The sequence below is a fragment of the Bradyrhizobium sp. BR 1432 genome (assembly GCF_051547705.1).
In the GTDB taxonomy this organism is placed as follows: Bacteria; Pseudomonadota; Alphaproteobacteria; order Rhizobiales; family Xanthobacteraceae; genus Bradyrhizobium; species Bradyrhizobium zhanjiangense.
In genome coordinates this window covers 710935-726933 of the sequence record NZ_JBPUGF010000004.1, presented here as the reverse complement: position 1 = coordinate 726933, position 15999 = coordinate 710935, and the positions used below count along the sequence as shown (strand labels likewise).

Sequence of the window (15999 nt, the reverse complement as noted above, 5' to 3'; positions counted from 1 at the left end):
CGCGCGATGCTCCGGCCCGCGCGCACCCTTGACCGCCGCTGTGCGCAGCGGCGGTCTGAGGTTTGAGCGGGATGAAAGGATGAGACGTTGCTCCCGCCAACAAAGGGGTTAAACGCTGGTGCGCCTTATTGCCGGCACGAGCGACGGGACGCTGCATGCGATCACTCCCGCTCGGCGCGCTGGGGCTGTCGATTCCAGTTCAGCGTCCAGGCCGATTGGTCGTCACCCGACTGGAAGAGATTGGCGCGGATCGGCCGCGGCAGCGTGGGATCGTCGATGACAAGCGAAAGATAGTCGCCCGCCTTTTCGCTGGTGCGCTTCCAGCCCGCGCCGATCTCCGGGCCTTCGCCATCGCCGAGGCGAATGCGGTAGTCCGGCGCGTTCTCGGCATCTGAGGATTCGGCCGGAACGAGGATGAGAATCCGCTCGAAGAGGAGCGTTTGAATGCGTCCGGTGAAGCCGGACTTATCGCGGGTGAACTGACCGATTTGCGCCATGGGAAATCTCCTTGGTTGGCGGGTGGGGAAGCGGGTCAATGGGTGGGGGCGCGCCAGACGAAGCGCCCGTCGCCGGCCTCATTGGTCCAAAGCGGAACCGCTCGCGCGACGATCGCGGTGGCAGGGAGCGAGCCGAATAGCGGCCGTCCAGGCTGTCCGGGACGGTCGGGTTCATGAGGAAGATCTCGCCGGGCCAAAGGGTGAGGCAGCCGCTCCAACGGGGCAGCGGACGGCCGAGATGATCGCGATCGTGCGCGGCGCCGACATCGACATCATCGACGGTGATGGCATCGCCGGACCGGCACACGGTCTGCCCGGGCACCGCCAGCACATGCTTCAGCAACGGCATACCTTTCGGAAGAAAGCCGCCATCGGCGAGGAAGCTCGCGATCGGCTCTGGTAGCCGCACCACGACCAGTTCCAGGGCGTGCAGCTCTCCGACCGCATGTAGCGTGTAGAACCCTGTCGGCGTGCTTGGGGTGGCATTCCAGATCAGCCGCGGCGTCGGATGAAACAACACTAAGCCGCTAGCGGCGAGCATCGCCATGAACGTCGCCACGATGGTGCCAAAGCGGGTCATGGCGTGACGCTCCGGCGCTTGAGCCAGGCAACATGCTGCTCGCGCGTGTAGCCGCGCGGCGCGTGGCCGGCGGCGAGGCGGTTGTGGAGATGCCGCCAGTATTCAGGCGCGGCGTCAGCCGGATCGATGGCGAGCGCCTCGATCGCGTCGACCGCCTGCAACACGCGCTCGACCTTCGGCCAGCTATCGACGCGCAGCAGGATCTCGCCGCCGGGCCGCACGAAGGGCAGCGTCTGATAGCGCTGACCGCCCTCCACGGCGCGCACGATGTCCATGCGCGACACCACGGTGCCATAGTCGTTCGACGCCCAGCGGACGAAGCCGAAGATGCTGCCGGGGTTAAAACTTGAAATGCTGCGGCGGCGATCGAGGATCTTCTCCTCAGCGCGACGGCCGAAGCGTAGCCAGTGCTCGATCCTCTTCTCGATCCAGGTCAGCTCGACATGCGTGAGCGCAACGCCGCGCCGATGCGAGATCGGCACAGTATGTGGCGGCAAGGCCTCGTTGTCGTTCATGACGGCTCTCCGGTGTCCGTGGGGAATTCGCGCGCCAGCAATTCGCGCAGCATCTCGGCGACGGTGACGCCGCGCTGGAACGCGGCGACCTTGATGCGGCTGCGCAGCGCCGGCGCGACGTCGATGGTCAGACGCGCGCTGAACGCCGATGCGTCATCCACTCGACGCGGCCGCGCTTCGCTGGCCTTGATCCAGCGTTCGGCATCGCCCGGTCGTGACGCGAAGCCGCGTTTTCTGGAGCGCTCGCTCATGGCGCGAACCTCGCGACTTCGACGGCGAGCGCGGCGATCTCGCGGGCGGCAGCACTCTTATCCGCAAGTTCGAAGACGAGCCGGCCCGACTGCGCGGCATCGGCGAAGACGACGCGCTGGCCGATGGTGCTGACCAGCACTGGCGGATCGTGATCGGCGAGCGCTTCGGCTGTCTCACGGGCGATGACCGTGCGCGCACCGCAGCGGTTGAGCGCAAAGCGAGCGGCAAGCTGTGGACGATAGATGCGGGCCTCGCGTAGCAGAGCCAGCATCTCGGCCGACGCCCAACCGTCGAACGGCGACGGTTGCACAGGGATCAGCACCAGGTCAGCCGCCAGCAGCGCCGATCGCATCAATCCAGCGAAGCGCGGCGGTCCGTCAATGACGACATGATCGGCGGTGCGCGCGATCTCCGGTGCCTCGCGATGGAGCGTGTCGCGCGCGAGGCCAATGACTCCGAATAGCCGCGAGACGTTCTCCCGCGCCCGTTGCTGCGACCAGTCCAGTGCCGAGCCCTGCGGGTCGGCATCGATCAGCGTCACACGCTTTCCGCGCAGCGCCCATTCGCCGGCGAGGTGCAGGGCAAGCGTGGTCTTGCCGACCCCGCCCTTCTGGTTGAGCAGCGCGACAATCATCGCTTGCCTCTCTCCCTGTGGGGGAGAAGCGGCAAAGATTGTTGTTGGCTTGGGCGCTTGGTTGGCGGCTCAACGCATGCGTCGGCATTATCCGCAAAACGCACGGGCCCACTACAACAGTTAGATTCTAAGTTAGACTCTAAGTTAAATTCTTAATGCATGCGGGCGAAGTCCCGATAGGGCTGCGTGCGGAGTTCCCGGTAAGGTTTGCGTCCGAAGTCCCGAGCGCTTCCACATCGCCGTCCACAGGGGCAGTGGACAACTTTGCCGGCAGAATGCGCAGCAGCTCGCGGCGGCCCTCGCGTTCGACGCGCAAGCTGTAACCGGGCAGTGGTTGGCGTGCGGCGATAAGGCGGATCTGCAGCGCGAAGTCGGAAACTCGCACCAGGCTGCCGGATTTCTTGTGGAGGTGCGCGATCTCGAACAGCCATCCGTTCGGCTGGCGGCCGGCATGCTTGCGCGCGACGCGGTAGAGCCAGCGCTCGATCCCGCCGGTCAGGCTGAAATACGCCGGATCGATCGTGAGAACGAGAGAGCGATCGATGACGCCGCGATAGAACCAGTCGGGGAGGACAAATTCCATGCCTTCCACACGACCGTCGCGCCTGGCGCATTCCTCCCACTCATTGATCCAGGAGAATTGGTGGCGCCGCCAATGCTCGCCGTGCCGGATGGTGGTGCGGATGACAGTCGCCTGCAGGCGGGCCAGTGCCCCTTTCAACAGCTTGTAGTCGCGCGCCCCGGTCTGCCGGCCTACTGCGATCAGAAGCTGGTAGGGTGTGAAGCGCAGGAAGCGCGAGGTCCTCAGACCGAGGTTCTCAGCCTCGACAATCTGGCTGGCCGCCCAATCAGCACGTCGGCGTCCCAGATGGTCGCCATACCGTGCTCGGGGACTGCATAGACTTCGACACGGACGTCGCCAGCCTCGTAAAGGATCGGCGTCGTTCGCTTGGCCTTGGCGAGCGAGAAGAATGGCCGCTCCATCAGGTCGCGCTGATCGCGCGGGCTGGCATAGCCGGTAGCGACAACGAACGGGTCGAGCTTGCTTCGCTCGCTGGGCGTGATGAGGCGGCACGACGACATGGGCGAACGTTGCCTTTAGCGATGCGCGTTGCCGGCGGCGCGGGCCTCGACGTAGCGCGGATCCGACGTCGAGCTGCAGGCGGCCTGATCGGCCCAGGCCTCGAGATCACCGATGGCGTAGACGACGCGGCCGCCGAGCTTGCGGAAGGTCGGGCCGTTGCCATGGCAGCGGTATTTCTCCAAGGTGCGCGGCGAGAGGCCAAGGAGGCGCGCGGCCTCATGGGTGCGCACGTAGCGCGTGGTGAGCTGCGCGGACCTGTCGAGCATGGGAGGTCTCCGTCTTGCCTCGAAGTGCCGCGGCCAAGTCGCGGCATGTCGGGGTCACAGTGGCGGAGAGTTCAGGCGTTGGGGGTGGACGAAAATTTTCGCACATGCGTGTCCCCCGCGGTCGCAACCAGGCGAACCGAGGCCTTACCAGCGGGTTAGCGTCATCACGGCGGGTTGCTTGGAGGATCGACGAGCCAAAGGCCGCGCAGGAGCCTCAGATAGCCTCGCTCGACCAAGGCGATCGAATCGTGGATGAGACGGTTGGCCTTGCGGCGGGCGTGGAGAATCCTTCCACTCGACCGAACGACGCTGAGCGTGGTCGGAGGCGAGCACCTTCGCTGCCACGTCTCGCGGGCCGCCGCCCAAGTCGTGAACGTCGAAGGCGTGAAGGAGCTGGATCAATCGCCGTTTCTGAAGAGACGTCAGCCGGAGAGCCGCTGGTAGAAGACCAATACTCTGGCCGCCAAGGCGGCGGACGAAGCGCAACGCGACGTCGAGCCGAAGCTCGGCCATGCTGTCGATCGGCAGAAGCACAGCGGGACGTCGCGCGGCCTGCTCGTCTTGCAGACGGACATGGACTTCACCGGATCCCTCGGCGATCACCACCTCACGCCCATCGGCATCGCTCCGCTCGAGGAGCGGCTGCGCGAAGGCGCTACGATCGAAGGACGTGGAGGTATCGAAGCCGGACGGCGCCGGCGCCAGGATCAGTGTGCCCGGTGAGAGCTCGGGCAGCCATATGGTTGGTTCGAGACCTACCGGAGAGGCTGGGTCATGGGCGAAATCGTAACCCCCAGCGACGTGCGAGACTGGAACGGACCGTCTCGGGATCAACGCCGTCGCGCGCGATCTGGCGCTCTGTGCGGGCGAAGTCGCGGCGATAGTCAGCATTGCGGCGCAGGAACTCAAGGGCGAATCCCGGGCGTTCAAGCCGCTTCAGGCGCTCAATCGTCTCCGGCGAGCGCCAATACTGTGTGGGCATGGTGTTTCCTCTTGCTTCGTTCAGTCCTCACGAAGGAGGGACACACCACGATCTTGAAAGACGGCTTAGCAAACTAGACCCAGAGGTTGCATCACGCGAGATCACAATTTGCGTGACCATGATGCCCAGTCACTGCATCCGCGGTTCCAACAGATGCTGATATCCGGCCTCCGTCATCCATCGGGCCCGCGCGAGATGAGTGTCATGTACGGTTTTGGCGCGATCGGGTTCTCGGGAAGGGTCCAGACCGAAGATCACCTGGACGACCTCACGCCAGTCGGCGCCCTCTTCTTCGGCTATCAATAACTGAACATATATCGCGAGATGTTGCTCGTCATAGGCGTTCACACGATCGGTTAGTGGCGGCTGGTCCTGGAATGGGGTTTTGTTCATTGCGATCGTCCCCCTCAAGATCGAAGCAACGCTAGAGATTTATTTGCCACAGAATCCGCAAGCGGCGAAATAATCTCGCCTTTGCGGTGTGATGCGCAGACCGCATCACGGTGCTCCCCTGAAGGGGCGAACAGGCTTTGGGCAGCGCCTATGAACAGCATGGCATCGTCCGAATTCGGAACGATCGTTCCTGGCACGACAGTTCCTATCGGGTTCCCGTCGTCATGGATCTCAAGGAGGTCATGGCGATCAATCTGTGTCGGATACGTCATGTGAAGAAGACGACGCAGGAAGAATTGGCCGATCGCGCCGGACTAAGCGTCCGTTAGGTCGGCGCAATCGAAGTTGCCGACGTGTCGGCCAGCGTGACGGTGCTCGGCCGGATCGCGAAGGCGCTGGACATCGCAGCAACCGCCCCGATCAAACGAACGACGGTTCATTCTAATCGTAGTCGATGATAGGTATGGGTGTGCTGGGCCGTAAGAACTGGTGCGTTGAGGATCACCTAAGCAGTGTTGATGGTCGGCTATACAGATTGACTATCGCCAGCACGAGCCGCTCGCAAAACAATTTCGCTGTCATTGTTCGCGTCGTTCATGGGCTGTCCTTCGCAAATCATAAGCCATGAATTATTTTCTCAGAATCTGCTTGCAGCATTTCTGCAAACTCGCTGCAGTGAGCGCCCAATACTGAAATCTTCCAGGTCATGTTCGCCGAATTGCTGCATCAGGCGGGTCTGGTCGCGACCGGTGTCGAACGGCTCGATTAAGCCGGGACCCCGGATGCTACCGACGCGCGGAAACGAGAAGCATCATCGGCCGCTCCAACTCTACCGCTAATTCAGACGTTTGTGCGATCTGCTCGACAGACGGGGCAAACTCTTCGACGGCAAGGATCTGGAAGCCTGAGCGGATCAATGTGTTGAGCGTAGTACCGATGGTCCGGTGATGCTTGATCACGCCTTTCGCAAACCAATCGGTCTGGCGCTCGCCTTCGATCGCGTAGCGATTGACGGGCCAAGTCTTGCGCCCGTCCTCGTCCGCGATCCAGTGCGGATGGACCGCCGCCATGAAAATGGGATGCTCGATGGTGAATACGAGTTCCCCGCCAGGCACGAGCGCCTGGTGGACCATGCGAACGAGACGGCTGAAATCCCTGATATAGTGAAACGTGAGTGCACTATAAGCGAGGTCAAACGCTGCCCGTGGCAACTCCACTGTCTCCAGGTCTGCAATCCGGTATTCGATTTTTGGATCGTTGGCATCCGCCGTTGCCCGGCTGATCATATTTTTAGAGAGGTCCAGACCAAGCACCGAGGTTGCGCCTTGCTTACGCATCCAGCGCGATGCCCAACCAAAGCCGCACCCCAGATCGATGACGCGCTTGCCGGCAACCGTTGGCAACATCGCACGTATGGAAGGCCATTCGGGCGCACCGTCAAGGCCGCGAACCTGTCTCGGAAGCTGGCTGTAACCGGCGAAGAAGTCCGGATTGTCGTAAATATTCTGTGCCATGGTGTTCTCCATCTTGTTGGACGGGGACGAGGCACGCTCACAAGCCGAAAAACCTCGTCCGCGAAGGGCGAGGCCAAGGTTGGCGATACGCTTGATAAGTTAGCGTGGTCGACATCCCGGCATCCCGCCTGTGGGGATACCGGTAAACCGGGAAACAATGTGGGTGTCCTTGTCGACCATGGCGTTGAAGATCCCTTAATCGGTTGTTTTGGTCAAGCTATAGCGCGACACCCGAGCCACAAAACCTCTCGCGCGCGACATCTCACGGCAATCATCACCTCGCCGCGACACCAACTCGCCATCCTCATGTTGCGCGCTTCCCACCTATCTTGTCGCACTGTGCGCGCCCAGGAGTTCGGCCAGATCGAACGGGATCCCACGGTGTGCGACCGGCTCATCGCAAGCTGTCTCGCATGAGATGAGATTGTCGATAGCGTGTTGGAGGCCAATGAAAGGCGGTCAATCAAACCGGGACAGGTTCGCCGCCGCTGATCGGAATCTGTTCCGCCCCGTCCACCTGCGCCGTCGCCACCGCCGCAAGGTCTGCGCGGCCAGCCCTTGAGCATGGCAATGCCCCGCCCGGACCAGCCGGGCGAGGCCTTGTGGGTCGGGTCAGTCGCCGTTGCGACGGCTGGGGCGGGACCAGATCAGGCTGAAGCTCTCACCGTCCTCGTCGTTGAAGAGATTGGCGAAGATCGGAGCGGTGAAGCTCGGATCGTCGAGCTTGAGACCGAGATAGTCGCGGCCTTCGTTGGAGCGCTTGGACCAGCCGGCCCCGATCTCGAACTCGGCCGACGTAGACCCGGTGGCTGGGCGCGTTGTCGCCCGAGCGGTTGGTTTCGGGGATGATCCGGACGTTCCTGGCCTGGAGCGAGAGAGTGACGATTTCGCCGGTGAACTCGTTGTTGCCGGTCTTCTTGAAGGTGCCGATGGTCGCCATGGTAATTCTCCTTGATCTCTGTTTCCGAGCCCGCACCTTGCGGCCTCGATGGTGATCGAGAGGCCGGAGGCGACCGACGGCGCACCCCGAAGGGGCTCGACAGCAAAGGAGGACTTCTTGGCTCGCGCGAGGAATGACGGCGCAGCCGGCAGGGGAAGAAAGTTGTGACGCCGCTGTTGCGCCATAGGCGGTCGAGGCTTCAGCCGGCCTTCGGCCAGATCAATCCATCGAAGAGGCCGTTGTGTGCGCTCGGCCTGACAGAGCTGACATCAAGGAGAACGTGACGACTTGCAGAGTCCCGTAGAGAGTCCGGCCCACCGAATTCAATGGTGATTGGCTTTCTGTCCTGGCAACGGACGGATCTCAGTTTCCGCAACCAGACCTCGCCAGCACGCCCGTTCACGAGAGCCACTGGCCGTATGTGAGCCGCCGCCGTTTGGTTGATACCGCTACAACGACCGCCACGAAACCTGGCCTCTCTGCGATGATCGGGCGAGCCTCGACGCTTAGGCCGCTCTCATTCCAGCTTCGACGATGAGGACCTCGAGCGCTCTGGATGCCTGATCCTGTTCCCCTTTCGATGTCACCCCAGCCGCCCGCTATGCCCTGCCCCGCAGGTCCGGGCGTCAAGCCCATAGGGCGAGAACGAGCGCAAGCTGGCCGACGCCAAAGGTTGCACCGCCCGCCACGAGGCCAACTGCGATTCCGCCGGCGCCGGCGTGGAAAGTCCAGGTGCCGATTGTCAGGCCGACGAAGAGGGGTGTGCAAAGACGGCAAGGGTGAACAGCAGCCAGCAGAAGAAGCCGATGCCGACGGTGACGAGCCGTGACCGAAGATGATCATGGCGGTGGGCTCCAGCGGTGAGCGGCCCAAGTGTCATCGAACGAAATATTGCAGCCTACCGAGGGAGGCGATACTGGCCGCGAGCGCGTCGGTTCGGCTACCGTATGTGGCATCTTGCGCACATCCTGAGCGTGGTCCGCATCGTGGCCTGTGTCTCTACGGAACCCTGAAAGAGCCGGCAGTGCGTACCCGGCATCGCGTGGCGCATTTCGATGGCAGGACACGACATCAGATCGCCAAAATTCGGCAGTCCAGTCAGTTCAACCGAAAGATGTAAGGAGGCACATGCAAAAGCCCCCGCTCGACCCCGATGTGGCGGATTTGGCTCCGACAGACTCAATGCTAACGCCATACGACCACGAACATCTCATCACCTATCTACGTTTGCTGGACGCCGACGCCGAAGGAGCGAACTGGGAGGAGGTTGCACAAATTGTGCTGCACATCGATCCAGAGCGCGAGCCTCACCGTGCCCGGCGCGCCTACAAAAGCCATCTCAATCGGGCCAAATGGATGACCGAGTACGGCCATGGACATCTCTTGCGAGGTGAGATTCCAAGCCTGAACTGACCGAGGCTACATGGTGCTCCGGTGTGTGTTGAAGCAGGCAACAAATCGCTCAAAGTCTCGCGGAGGAGAAACAGATGAGCGACAATACCGACCTCGAAAACCGAGTCGTCGAAGCGATACGACACTATCGCGAGGCCCTCACACAGGTGGAAAACCTGGAACGAGAGGACGCTTCCGCGCATCGAACGCTAACGAGCACGCTGCTTGATTTGGGGCGCGCCATGCAAGACGAGGCAGCGCCGTCTCTCAAGGATAGCCTGCTTGAGATTGGCTCGGCAGCGGTGTCGCGGTCGGACAAAGCGTGGGCGGCCCTGAGCGAGGCGACGGCGAGATTGGAGTCCGCCCGCCTGACTTTGGTCGCCCTGGCGCAGCAACTGGGATATATTCCAGAAGTCTCGATGGGGTCAGCAGATCCAGCCTAGCACCTCTCACAGTGATTGTGACTCTTTCGATCACGTTGGGATATGCGTGGCCCATTTGGGTGCCGGCTCTTCGGATGTGAACATCCATTTGATTCGAGCGCAGGCGGCATTGCGCTGTCGTTGCCATGCGCCGATTCGGTGACGAGGCGGTTGGGGTCGTCGATTCTGCGGTCGGGCACTTGCCGCGCAAGACACCGATCTCGATTTCGACCATGTTGAGCCAACTGGCGTGCTTGGGGGTGTACCAGCCGCCGCAAGATACGGCGAGCTTCGGCGCACGCGAAGGCGCCAGCCGAGTGGATCGACAGATTATCCTGGCACGCCGCGGGTGCACATACATCTCCCTTCCGCAACCAAGCTTCAGCTGCACGCCCCGTTCACGCAGTCGTCGGCCGTGTCTGTGAGACGTCGTTGTCTGGTCGATACCGTCTTCGGCACGAACCCGGCCAGTCTGTGACGATGGGCCGAGCCTCGACGCCCAGGCTGCGCTCACTCCAAATTCGATGATGAGGACCGCGGGCATTCCGGATGCATGGTTAAGTTCCACCCCCGTCGATATGAGGATGTCAGCCCCTCGCCAAGCCCTGTCCGGCTGGTCCGGGCGTGGCCATTCCAATGAAACGGACGAACGCCGTGATGCTGACGGCAATGGCGCCGAAGATCGCGAAGATGGTCTGCCAGATCGGTGAAGGCAGCGCCATTTGGGCGATTCCATGCGTGGCGCTGTAGCCGGCAACGGTTGCGGGCGCGACATAGATGAGGATGATCAGGAGCCGAAACCAGATCCATGGCACGAGAGCGAGCGCAAGCTGGCCGACGCCAAAGGTTGCGCCGCCCGCCACGAGGCCCATTGCGATTCCGCCGAGCACGCCGGCGCCGGCGTGGAAGGCCCAGGTGCCGATTGTCAGGCCGACGAAGAGAGGCAATGCAAAGACAGCAAGCATGAACAGCAGCCAGCAGAAGAAGCCGATGCCGACGGTGACGAGCAGTGGTCCGAAGATGATCATGGCGGTGGGCTCCGTGAGATAAGGGTCTGACGGTTGCGCCTTCCACCACCACCACGGCGCGAACATGAGTATAGCCGCAGACAGGCGGCAGCGGGAGCGTAAATCCCGCTGGCCTTCCGCAGTCGCTTAGCGATGCGCCCCTTCATGTCTGGAAGGGGTCGAATTCGTGCTTATGCTCACATCCGCATAAGCACGATTATGATCCGTTCGAGATTATGGAGAGCTGACGCCAGCCCGCCGCTCAATCGACAGAAACGCCGGGCTCGTGGCCCGGCGTTTCTTCTTTGAACTGCACATAATTCTGAGCTTCAGATTGGTCTCTCATCAGCAAGGGAGATCAAGAATGTCCACGCCTCTTAGACCCCAACTCCGGATCGAAGATCCGGACAATGTTCTCTGGCCCATCATCGGCCTCTACACGGACTATCTCGCGCGTGGTCGCTATTGCGCTGAGCGTCGCCGTCGATATGCCGCTTCAGCTCTTCACTTCGGCGATTGGTTGCGCAGCGAGGGCGCTGGACCAGGCGACATCGACGAGACTTCGGATCGGCCGCTTTCTCACCGACCACCTGACTACCTGCTCATGCGGACATCCAGTTCCGCGCGGCCTGATCGTCAACAGGGCGGCGCTTAACAACCTGCTCCGCGTGCTGCGCGCGCACAACATTGTCGCGGCCCCAGCGCTCGACGCGATCGAAATGGAGCTTGTCCGATTCGACGCAAAACTGAGCGACGTCTGGGGGCTGACGCAGGGCACACGAGATCATCGCCGGCGCATCGTACGACGCCTGCTCCGGGAGCAGTTTGGCACAGGACCGATTGAACTCGGCGCGATCACGCCCAATGCCGTTCGCACCTTTGTGCTTGGCGACGCCGACTGGAGCACCAGCACCATTCGCGTCATGGCTGGCGCAGTCCGTTGCTACCTTCGTTATCGCGCCTTGGTTGGCGATGACGTTGCTCATCTCCGCAAAGCAGTACCGCGCCCGGCGTTCTGGCGAGATGCGGAGCTCCCGGAAACTCTGTCGGCAGCGGATGTCGAGCGACTGTTCTCGGCGTTTGACAGGCCATGTCCGTCGCGACGACGGGGCTACGCCATCGTGCGTTGTCTGGTCGATCTCGGTTTACGTTCAAGCGAGGTCATCCGTCTGACCCTTGATGACATCGATTGGACGGAAGGTATCGTAAAGGTATCCGCAGGGAAGGCTCGGCGGTCCGACATACTCCCGCTCTCGCCCGCGACCGGCGAAGCGCTCGTCGATTACATTCTCCATGAGCGGCCAGCGACCGCGCGGCGTCGAGGTGTTCGTCCGTCATGTCGCCCCGCTGGGCGAGCCGGTTGGTAGACGCGTGGTGCAGAAGACGGTCCATGCTGCCTACGCTCGGCTCGGCTGGGACAGAAGCCGGGTTCACATCCTACGTCACACGCTCGCAAGCCGACTGGTCAACTCCGGCGTGTCAATGAAACAGATCGCTGACGTTTTGCGCCACCGCAGCATCGTCACCTCCGCAACCTACACGCGGGTTGACATCGCTCGACTATCGGCTGTCGCGTTGCCCTGGCCGGGAGCGATCGCATGAGCGCTCCCGTCACAATGCTCGCGCGCGCCGAGGCATACCTCGCCGAACGCCGTCGGCTCGGGTTCAAATTGGACCGGTCGGGTAGCCTCACGCGCGCCTTCGCCTGCTTTGCCGACGCAAGCGGCCATGAAGGTCCCCTCACATCTGCCATTGTGCTGCGCTGGGCGAAGGAGAAGGCGATGCATGCCGACCCCTTCACCTGGGCGGGGCGGCTCGACGCGCTCCGGCCGTTCGCGCGGAATCTGGCCGATGCCGAGCCAGCAACTGCGTTCCCGGAAGGCGCACCCTTCGGGCGTGCGAAGCGGCGCCTGGCACCGCACATCTTCACACCGGCCGAGGTGGACTCGATCATCGCAGCCGCGCGGGCCCTTCCGCCTGTGTTTGGCGCCGGCCCGGCCACGCTCCCGACGCTACTTGGCCTGCTTGCCGCGACGGGCCTTCGCATCTCCGAGGCGCTGAGACTCCGGTGCGGCGATCTCGACGAGGCTGGAACCCACATCACGGTGAGGCACTCCAAGTTCGAGAGGACACGCATTGTACCATTGCACCCGACCGCGACAGCGGCCTTGAGAGATTACCTCCGCAGGCGGGCGAGGTTCGGCTCGACCGACCAGTCGGCGTCGTTCTTCCTCGACGAGCGCAGCGGCAAGGGCTTGGGTTATCGGACTACGCGTCAAGCATGGCTTCGGCTGGCTGCTGGCCTCGGTATCATGCCGCGCGGCGGCCATTCCTCCGTCCGTATCCACGATCTGCGGCACACCTTTATCTGCCGCCGGCTGATGCTGTGGCAGGCGGACGGTACGGAAATCGACAGCGCAATGCTGGCGCTCTCGACTTACGTCGGCCACGTCAATCTCGGCGACACCTACTGGTACTTGCAGGATGTGCCCGAGCTGATGGCGCTCGCCGGAGGCCGCTTCGAGGCGCTCGCGTCGCAGTTCACGGAGGCTCACCATGAGTGATGTAACTCCCTCGTTCCCAATGCTCCTGCAACGCTTCTTCGTCGATCATCTTCGCCAGCAGCGGGCGGTCAGTCCCAGCACAGTCGCGGCCTACCGCGACACGTTCAAGCTGCTCCTCGCCTTCTCGCAAAAGGCGATCGGCAAAGCTCCGACCGATCTCGCCCTCACCGACCTGGACGCGACGTTGATCCTCGCCTTCCTCGACCACCTTGAGCGCGAGCGGAAGAACAGCGTGCGGAGCCGTAATGCACGCCTGTCGGCGGTCCGTTCCTTCCTAAAGTTCGCCGCCCACGAGGATCTGACCGCGCTTGCGGTCATCGAGCGCAGCCTTGCCGTCCCGCAGAAGCGTCACGACAAAGCCGTGCTCGGCTTTCTGTCCCGGCCCGAAATGGATGCGATCATCGCGGCACCGGATTGCGCGACATGGGCCGGGCGGCGCGATCAGGCGCTGTTCACGCTCCTCTACAACACAGGCGCCAGAGTATCCGAAGCGATCAACCTGCGGATCGATGACGTAGTGCTGGACGTCTCGCCAGTCGCACACCTCCATGGCAAGGGGAGAAAGCGACGAAGCGTTCCACTCTGGAAGGCGACCGCCGCGACGCTCCGACAGTGGCTTCGTCACCTGCCGGGCGCCGGCTCGCAGGGGTACCTGTTCCCGAGCAGCGCAGGCAAACGACTGTCACGTTCGAGCGTGACGCAGCGGCTCGCGCAGGCGGTTGCGCAGGCGGCGTGCCAGCATCCTGCCCTCGCCGAACGGGCGGTCTCGCCCCACACGATCCGCCACACGACAGCGATGCACCTGCTGCAGTCGGGCGTGGATATCACCGTTATCGCATTGTGGCTCGGCCACGAGCACCCAAGCACGACACATATCTATATGGAGGCGGACCTCGCCATGAAGGAGGCGGCATTGAGCCGACTTCGACCGATCGCCGCTGCGCCAGCACGTTATTGTCCACCGGATCAACTCATGGCCTTTCTGCAGTCACTGTGATTATGCGCAGCCCGATCCCGGGTCGGGCTGCGCTCTCGCAGGCTTCTTCAATCCAAGCTGTCCATAATCTCGAACGGATCATAATCGTGAACGATGGCGGCGGGATCGCCTTCATATTCGGTGGCGGGCATGACACCGTATCCACCCGTGCCGGCGCGGAAGATGACGACGCAGACCATAAGGGTTCGAGCGAGGTTCCAGCCATTGGCGAATGCGAGGGACTGAGACATTGATCCGGCTCCTGTGCTGTGGCGGGGCCATCCCCGCGCGACAGGCGCCCGACGTGTCCGGCCAGGGGCCGCAATCACCGCGTAGACAAAGACGAAGCGGCGGCACGCTTCAGCGTAAGCCGACCCCTCGCGGGTTGATGGCGTCAGGACCATGATCGGACCGGATCAGCGCCATGGAAGCGGAGTGGCGTCCGCCGGCAGGAGCCGTATGTCGAAGCCGGCGGTGGATTGCGGCCGAAACCTCGTTATCCTTACGGTGCCCCGACCGATCGGGCTAAGCTGCGCTTACGCGCCGACATGATGGCTGAGACAGGCGCCATGGCGGAGTTCAAGAGACACGAACTGCATCTGGTGAAGAAGGCGCTAGCCATTGCGGTGCTGGGCTATTGAGCGGCAGCCGGGGCCGTTTCAATCGGCGTCTGATCAGAGCGACATGAAGGCGCTGCTCGACGGCCTGATCGAGAACGATACCGAGTTGGCACTCTCTGCCTGTGCGGCGCGATCACTGTGGGTGAACCGGACTGAAAGGTGGCTTTACGGAAAGCCGACGATCCGGCTTTCCGGTTTCACGTCATTACGTATTGAAGTAAATGCGGCGCTCACGCGCCGCCAAACGTCCACACGGGGATGCCGAGCTTCCTCGCCTTGTCGGCGAGGTTGTCCTGGATGCCAGTGCCGGGAAGTGCATCACCCCGATCGGCAGCACGTCGAGCATCGCATCGTTGCGCTTGAAGGGCGCTGCCTTGTTGTGCTTCGCCCAGTCGGGTTTGAAGGCGATCTGCGGCACCTTGCGATTGTCGGCCCATTTGGCGGCGATCAGTTCGGCGCCTTTTGGGCTGCCGCCATGCAGCAGCACCATGTCCGGATGCTTGGCGTGGACCTGATCGAGCTTGGCCCAGACCAGCCGATGATCGTTGAAGTCGATCCCGCCGGTGAGCGCCACTTTCGGTCCCGCCGGGACGAGCACCTGGTTGTCGGCACGCTTCTTCGCAGCCAGGAAGTCGCGGCTGTCGATCATTGCCGCGGTGAGATTGCGGTGGTTGACCATCGAGCCGTTGCGCGGTCGCCAAGCTGAGTGGGTGTGGCGTTCGAACTGGTCAGCGGCCTCGTCGCGCATCAGCTCGAAGGCATTGCGGCGCTCGATCAGCGTCTGTCCCTCCGCTGTCAATCGCTCCAGCTCGACGGATTTGACCTCGCTGCCGTCCTGCTCCCGCTGGGAGCGCTGCTGGGTCACCTCGTTATCATCAAGCTCGCGCTCAATACGATGGATAGCACGGTGGAAGACATTCACTGTTGACCAGAGCAGATCATTAAGGTCGGGCTCAAGGCGGGTGTCCGACAGCGCGACGACAAGGGCGTCGAAGATATCGGCGATGCTGCCGGCAAGGATCTTTGCTTCGGAAGCGGCCGGGGGTCGGGCTCGTCTTGGAAGGGACGATAACCGTGGAGCTGGAGTTCTTGCAGAATCTGGTCGGTCGGGGATGAGCTGTGGTGCGGCTCGAAATCGTCGTCATGGTTGGTGGTCATCGGGGCTTTCCCTCGTCGGATCGACCGCGCCCATCGCGGCCTTCATGGCGACGAAGGCGGCTGGCGGAACGGACTTGCACCCGCAGTGCAGCGGAGGGCCGGAGCCTTGGCGGAGGACCGAAGGGGCCGACTATTTTGCCTCGCGATGCAAAGGCGGCTCTGCCGCCGACGGAAATAGTCGGACCACGAGGTTGCCGGTCCGG

The 15999-nt window shown here is 62.7% G+C and carries 17 protein-coding genes and 6 pseudogenes; 7 read left to right on the top strand and 16 right to left on the bottom strand.

Annotated features, from left to right (window positions below):
* Nucleotides 1-161 precede the first annotated feature (161 nt).
* From ACSKB8_RS44445 to ACSKB8_RS44400, 10 genes and pseudogenes are all read right to left on the bottom strand, one after another.
* A complete protein-coding gene (locus ACSKB8_RS44445) occupies nucleotides 162-497 on the bottom strand; it encodes a DUF736 domain-containing protein (RefSeq protein ID WP_438111747.1) in 336 nt (111 codons plus the stop codon).
* Between the two features lie 35 nt (nucleotides 498-532).
* Nucleotides 533-1077: pseudogene (locus tag ACSKB8_RS44440) on the bottom strand (S26 family signal peptidase).
* Nucleotides 1074-1592 carry a DUF2840 domain-containing protein gene (locus ACSKB8_RS44435; RefSeq protein ID WP_438111746.1) on the bottom strand — a complete coding sequence of 173 codons (519 nt, stop codon included), beginning with the start codon at nucleotides 1590-1592 and terminating at the stop codon, nucleotides 1074-1076. The pseudogene ACSKB8_RS44440 and the gene ACSKB8_RS44435 overlap by 4 nt, the downstream one beginning before the upstream one ends.
* The gene (locus tag ACSKB8_RS44430; protein ID WP_438111745.1) at nucleotides 1589-1843 is read right to left on the bottom strand and encodes a ribbon-helix-helix protein; all 255 of its coding nucleotides are present in this window, start codon (nucleotides 1841-1843) and stop codon (nucleotides 1589-1591) included. Before ACSKB8_RS44430 ends, ACSKB8_RS44435 begins: the two co-directional genes overlap by 4 nt.
* Entirely contained in the window at nucleotides 1840-2478 is a 639-nt protein-coding gene (gene parA, locus ACSKB8_RS44425; RefSeq protein WP_438111744.1) for a ParA family partition ATPase, read from the bottom strand. Before parA ends, ACSKB8_RS44430 begins: the two co-directional genes overlap by 4 nt.
* Nucleotides 2475-3561, bottom strand: a pseudogene (locus tag ACSKB8_RS44420) (replication initiator protein A). Before ACSKB8_RS44420 ends, parA begins: the two are co-directional and overlap by 4 nt.
* 15 nt (nucleotides 3562-3576) lie before the next feature.
* On the bottom strand, nucleotides 3577-3828 hold the full coding sequence (locus ACSKB8_RS44415; RefSeq protein WP_438111743.1) for a helix-turn-helix transcriptional regulator: 252 nt from the start codon (nucleotides 3826-3828) through the stop codon (nucleotides 3577-3579).
* A 144-nt stretch (nucleotides 3829-3972) separates the two neighbouring features.
* Nucleotides 3973-4662, bottom strand: coding sequence for a DUF2285 domain-containing protein (locus ACSKB8_RS44410; RefSeq protein ID WP_438111742.1), 690 nt, complete (start codon nucleotides 4660-4662; stop codon nucleotides 3973-3975).
* Nucleotides 4601-4810 (bottom strand): transcriptional regulator domain-containing protein, encoded by a 210-nt coding sequence (locus ACSKB8_RS44405; RefSeq protein ID WP_438111741.1) that lies wholly within the window; start codon nucleotides 4808-4810, stop codon nucleotides 4601-4603. Before ACSKB8_RS44405 ends, ACSKB8_RS44410 begins: the two co-directional genes overlap by 62 nt.
* 129 nt (nucleotides 4811-4939) lie before the next feature.
* Entirely contained in the window at nucleotides 4940-5203 is a 264-nt protein-coding gene (locus tag ACSKB8_RS44400) for a DUF2285 domain-containing protein (RefSeq protein WP_438111740.1), read from the bottom strand.
* A 224-nt stretch (nucleotides 5204-5427) separates the two neighbouring features.
* Between ACSKB8_RS44400 and ACSKB8_RS44395 the strand changes: the two are divergent.
* Nucleotides 5428-5661: pseudogene (locus ACSKB8_RS44395) on the top strand (helix-turn-helix domain-containing protein).
* Nucleotides 5662-5988: 327 nt separating this feature from the next.
* Here ACSKB8_RS44395 and ACSKB8_RS44390 read toward each other — a convergent pair.
* The gene (locus tag ACSKB8_RS44390) at nucleotides 5989-6717 is read right to left on the bottom strand and encodes a class I SAM-dependent methyltransferase (protein ID WP_438111739.1); all 729 of its coding nucleotides are present in this window, start codon (nucleotides 6715-6717) and stop codon (nucleotides 5989-5991) included.
* Between the two features lie 612 nt (nucleotides 6718-7329).
* Nucleotides 7330-7657, bottom strand: a pseudogene (locus tag ACSKB8_RS44385) (DUF736 domain-containing protein).
* Nucleotides 7658-8785: 1128 nt separating this feature from the next.
* Between ACSKB8_RS44385 and ACSKB8_RS44380 the strand changes: the two are divergent.
* Together ACSKB8_RS44380 and ACSKB8_RS44375 are read left to right on the top strand one after the other, a co-directional pair.
* The gene (locus ACSKB8_RS44380; RefSeq protein WP_438111738.1) at nucleotides 8786-9070 is read left to right on the top strand and encodes a DNA -binding domain-containing protein; all 285 of its coding nucleotides are present in this window, start codon (nucleotides 8786-8788) and stop codon (nucleotides 9068-9070) included.
* Nucleotides 9071-9144: 74 nt separating this feature from the next.
* The gene (locus ACSKB8_RS44375) at nucleotides 9145-9492 is read left to right on the top strand and encodes a hypothetical protein (RefSeq protein WP_438111737.1); all 348 of its coding nucleotides are present in this window, start codon (nucleotides 9145-9147) and stop codon (nucleotides 9490-9492) included.
* Between the two features lie 30 nt (nucleotides 9493-9522).
* Here the strand turns inward: ACSKB8_RS44375 and ACSKB8_RS44370 are convergent.
* Together ACSKB8_RS44370 and ACSKB8_RS44365 are read right to left on the bottom strand one after the other, a co-directional pair.
* Nucleotides 9523-9806: pseudogene (locus ACSKB8_RS44370) on the bottom strand (transposase); the annotation flags it as partial.
* Nucleotides 9807-10058: 252 nt separating this feature from the next.
* Entirely contained in the window at nucleotides 10059-10499 is a 441-nt protein-coding gene (locus ACSKB8_RS44365) for a hypothetical protein (RefSeq protein ID WP_438111736.1), read from the bottom strand.
* 434 nt (nucleotides 10500-10933) lie between these two features.
* Between ACSKB8_RS44365 and ACSKB8_RS44360 the strand changes: the two genes are divergently transcribed.
* From ACSKB8_RS44360 to ACSKB8_RS44345, 4 genes are read left to right on the top strand one after another with little or no spacing between them, the layout of a single operon-like run.
* Nucleotides 10934-11845, top strand: a complete 912-nt coding sequence (locus ACSKB8_RS44360; protein WP_438111735.1) for a tyrosine-type recombinase/integrase — start codon at nucleotides 10934-10936, stop codon at nucleotides 11843-11845.
* Nucleotides 11772-12080, top strand: coding sequence for a tyrosine-type recombinase/integrase (locus ACSKB8_RS44355; RefSeq protein ID WP_438111734.1), 309 nt, complete (start codon nucleotides 11772-11774; stop codon nucleotides 12078-12080). The genes ACSKB8_RS44360 and ACSKB8_RS44355 overlap by 74 nt, the downstream gene beginning before the upstream one ends.
* Nucleotides 12077-13042 (top strand): tyrosine-type recombinase/integrase, encoded by a 966-nt coding sequence (locus tag ACSKB8_RS44350; protein ID WP_438111733.1) that lies wholly within the window; start codon nucleotides 12077-12079, stop codon nucleotides 13040-13042. The genes ACSKB8_RS44355 and ACSKB8_RS44350 overlap by 4 nt, the downstream gene beginning before the upstream one ends.
* Nucleotides 13035-14039: a tyrosine-type recombinase/integrase gene (locus ACSKB8_RS44345; RefSeq protein ID WP_438111732.1), complete on the top strand. Its 1005-nt coding sequence runs from the start codon at nucleotides 13035-13037 to the stop codon at nucleotides 14037-14039. The genes ACSKB8_RS44350 and ACSKB8_RS44345 overlap by 8 nt, the downstream gene beginning before the upstream one ends.
* 47 nt (nucleotides 14040-14086) lie before the next feature.
* Here the strand turns inward: ACSKB8_RS44345 and ACSKB8_RS44340 are convergent, their stop codons facing one another.
* Complete coding sequence (locus ACSKB8_RS44340; protein ID WP_438111731.1) at nucleotides 14087-14269, bottom strand: hypothetical protein; 183 nt, start codon at nucleotides 14267-14269, stop codon at nucleotides 14087-14089.
* Between the two features lie 599 nt (nucleotides 14270-14868).
* A pseudogene (locus tag ACSKB8_RS44335) lies at nucleotides 14869-15796 on the bottom strand (DUF2493 domain-containing protein).
* Between the last annotated feature and the right edge of the window lie 203 nt (nucleotides 15797-15999).

Excerpts from the sequence above, each read along its gene's own strand:
- ACSKB8_RS44445 (WP_438111747.1), bottom strand. The coding sequence starts at position 497 with ATGGCGCAAATCGGTCAGTTCACCCGCGATAAGTCCGGCTTCACCGGA.
- ACSKB8_RS44435 (WP_438111746.1), bottom strand. The coding sequence starts at position 1,592 with ATGAACGACAACGAGGCCTTGCCGCCACATACTGTGCCGATCTCGCAT.
- ACSKB8_RS44430 (WP_438111745.1), bottom strand. The coding sequence starts at position 1,843 with ATGAGCGAGCGCTCCAGAAAACGCGGCTTCGCGTCACGACCGGGCGAT.
- parA (WP_438111744.1), bottom strand. The coding sequence starts at position 2,478 with ATGATTGTCGCGCTGCTCAACCAGAAGGGCGGGGTCGGCAAGACCACG.
- ACSKB8_RS44415 (WP_438111743.1), bottom strand. The coding sequence starts at position 3,828 with ATGCTCGACAGGTCCGCGCAGCTCACCACGCGCTACGTGCGCACCCAT.
- ACSKB8_RS44405 (WP_438111741.1), bottom strand. The coding sequence starts at position 4,810 with ATGCCCACACAGTATTGGCGCTCGCCGGAGACGATTGAGCGCCTGAAG.
- ACSKB8_RS44400 (WP_438111740.1), bottom strand. The coding sequence starts at position 5,203 with ATGAACAAAACCCCATTCCAGGACCAGCCGCCACTAACCGATCGTGTG.
- ACSKB8_RS44390 (WP_438111739.1), bottom strand. The coding sequence starts at position 6,717 with ATGGCACAGAATATTTACGACAATCCGGACTTCTTCGCCGGTTACAGC.
- ACSKB8_RS44380 (WP_438111738.1), top strand. The coding sequence starts at position 8,786 with ATGCAAAAGCCCCCGCTCGACCCCGATGTGGCGGATTTGGCTCCGACA.
- ACSKB8_RS44375 (WP_438111737.1), top strand. The coding sequence starts at position 9,145 with ATGAGCGACAATACCGACCTCGAAAACCGAGTCGTCGAAGCGATACGA.
- ACSKB8_RS44365 (WP_438111736.1), bottom strand. The coding sequence starts at position 10,499 with ATGATCATCTTCGGACCACTGCTCGTCACCGTCGGCATCGGCTTCTTC.
- ACSKB8_RS44355 (WP_438111734.1), top strand. The coding sequence starts at position 11,772 with ATGAGCGGCCAGCGACCGCGCGGCGTCGAGGTGTTCGTCCGTCATGTC.
- ACSKB8_RS44350 (WP_438111733.1), top strand. The coding sequence starts at position 12,077 with ATGAGCGCTCCCGTCACAATGCTCGCGCGCGCCGAGGCATACCTCGCC.
- ACSKB8_RS44345 (WP_438111732.1), top strand. The coding sequence starts at position 13,035 with ATGAGTGATGTAACTCCCTCGTTCCCAATGCTCCTGCAACGCTTCTTC.
- ACSKB8_RS44340 (WP_438111731.1), bottom strand. The coding sequence starts at position 14,269 with ATGTCTCAGTCCCTCGCATTCGCCAATGGCTGGAACCTCGCTCGAACC.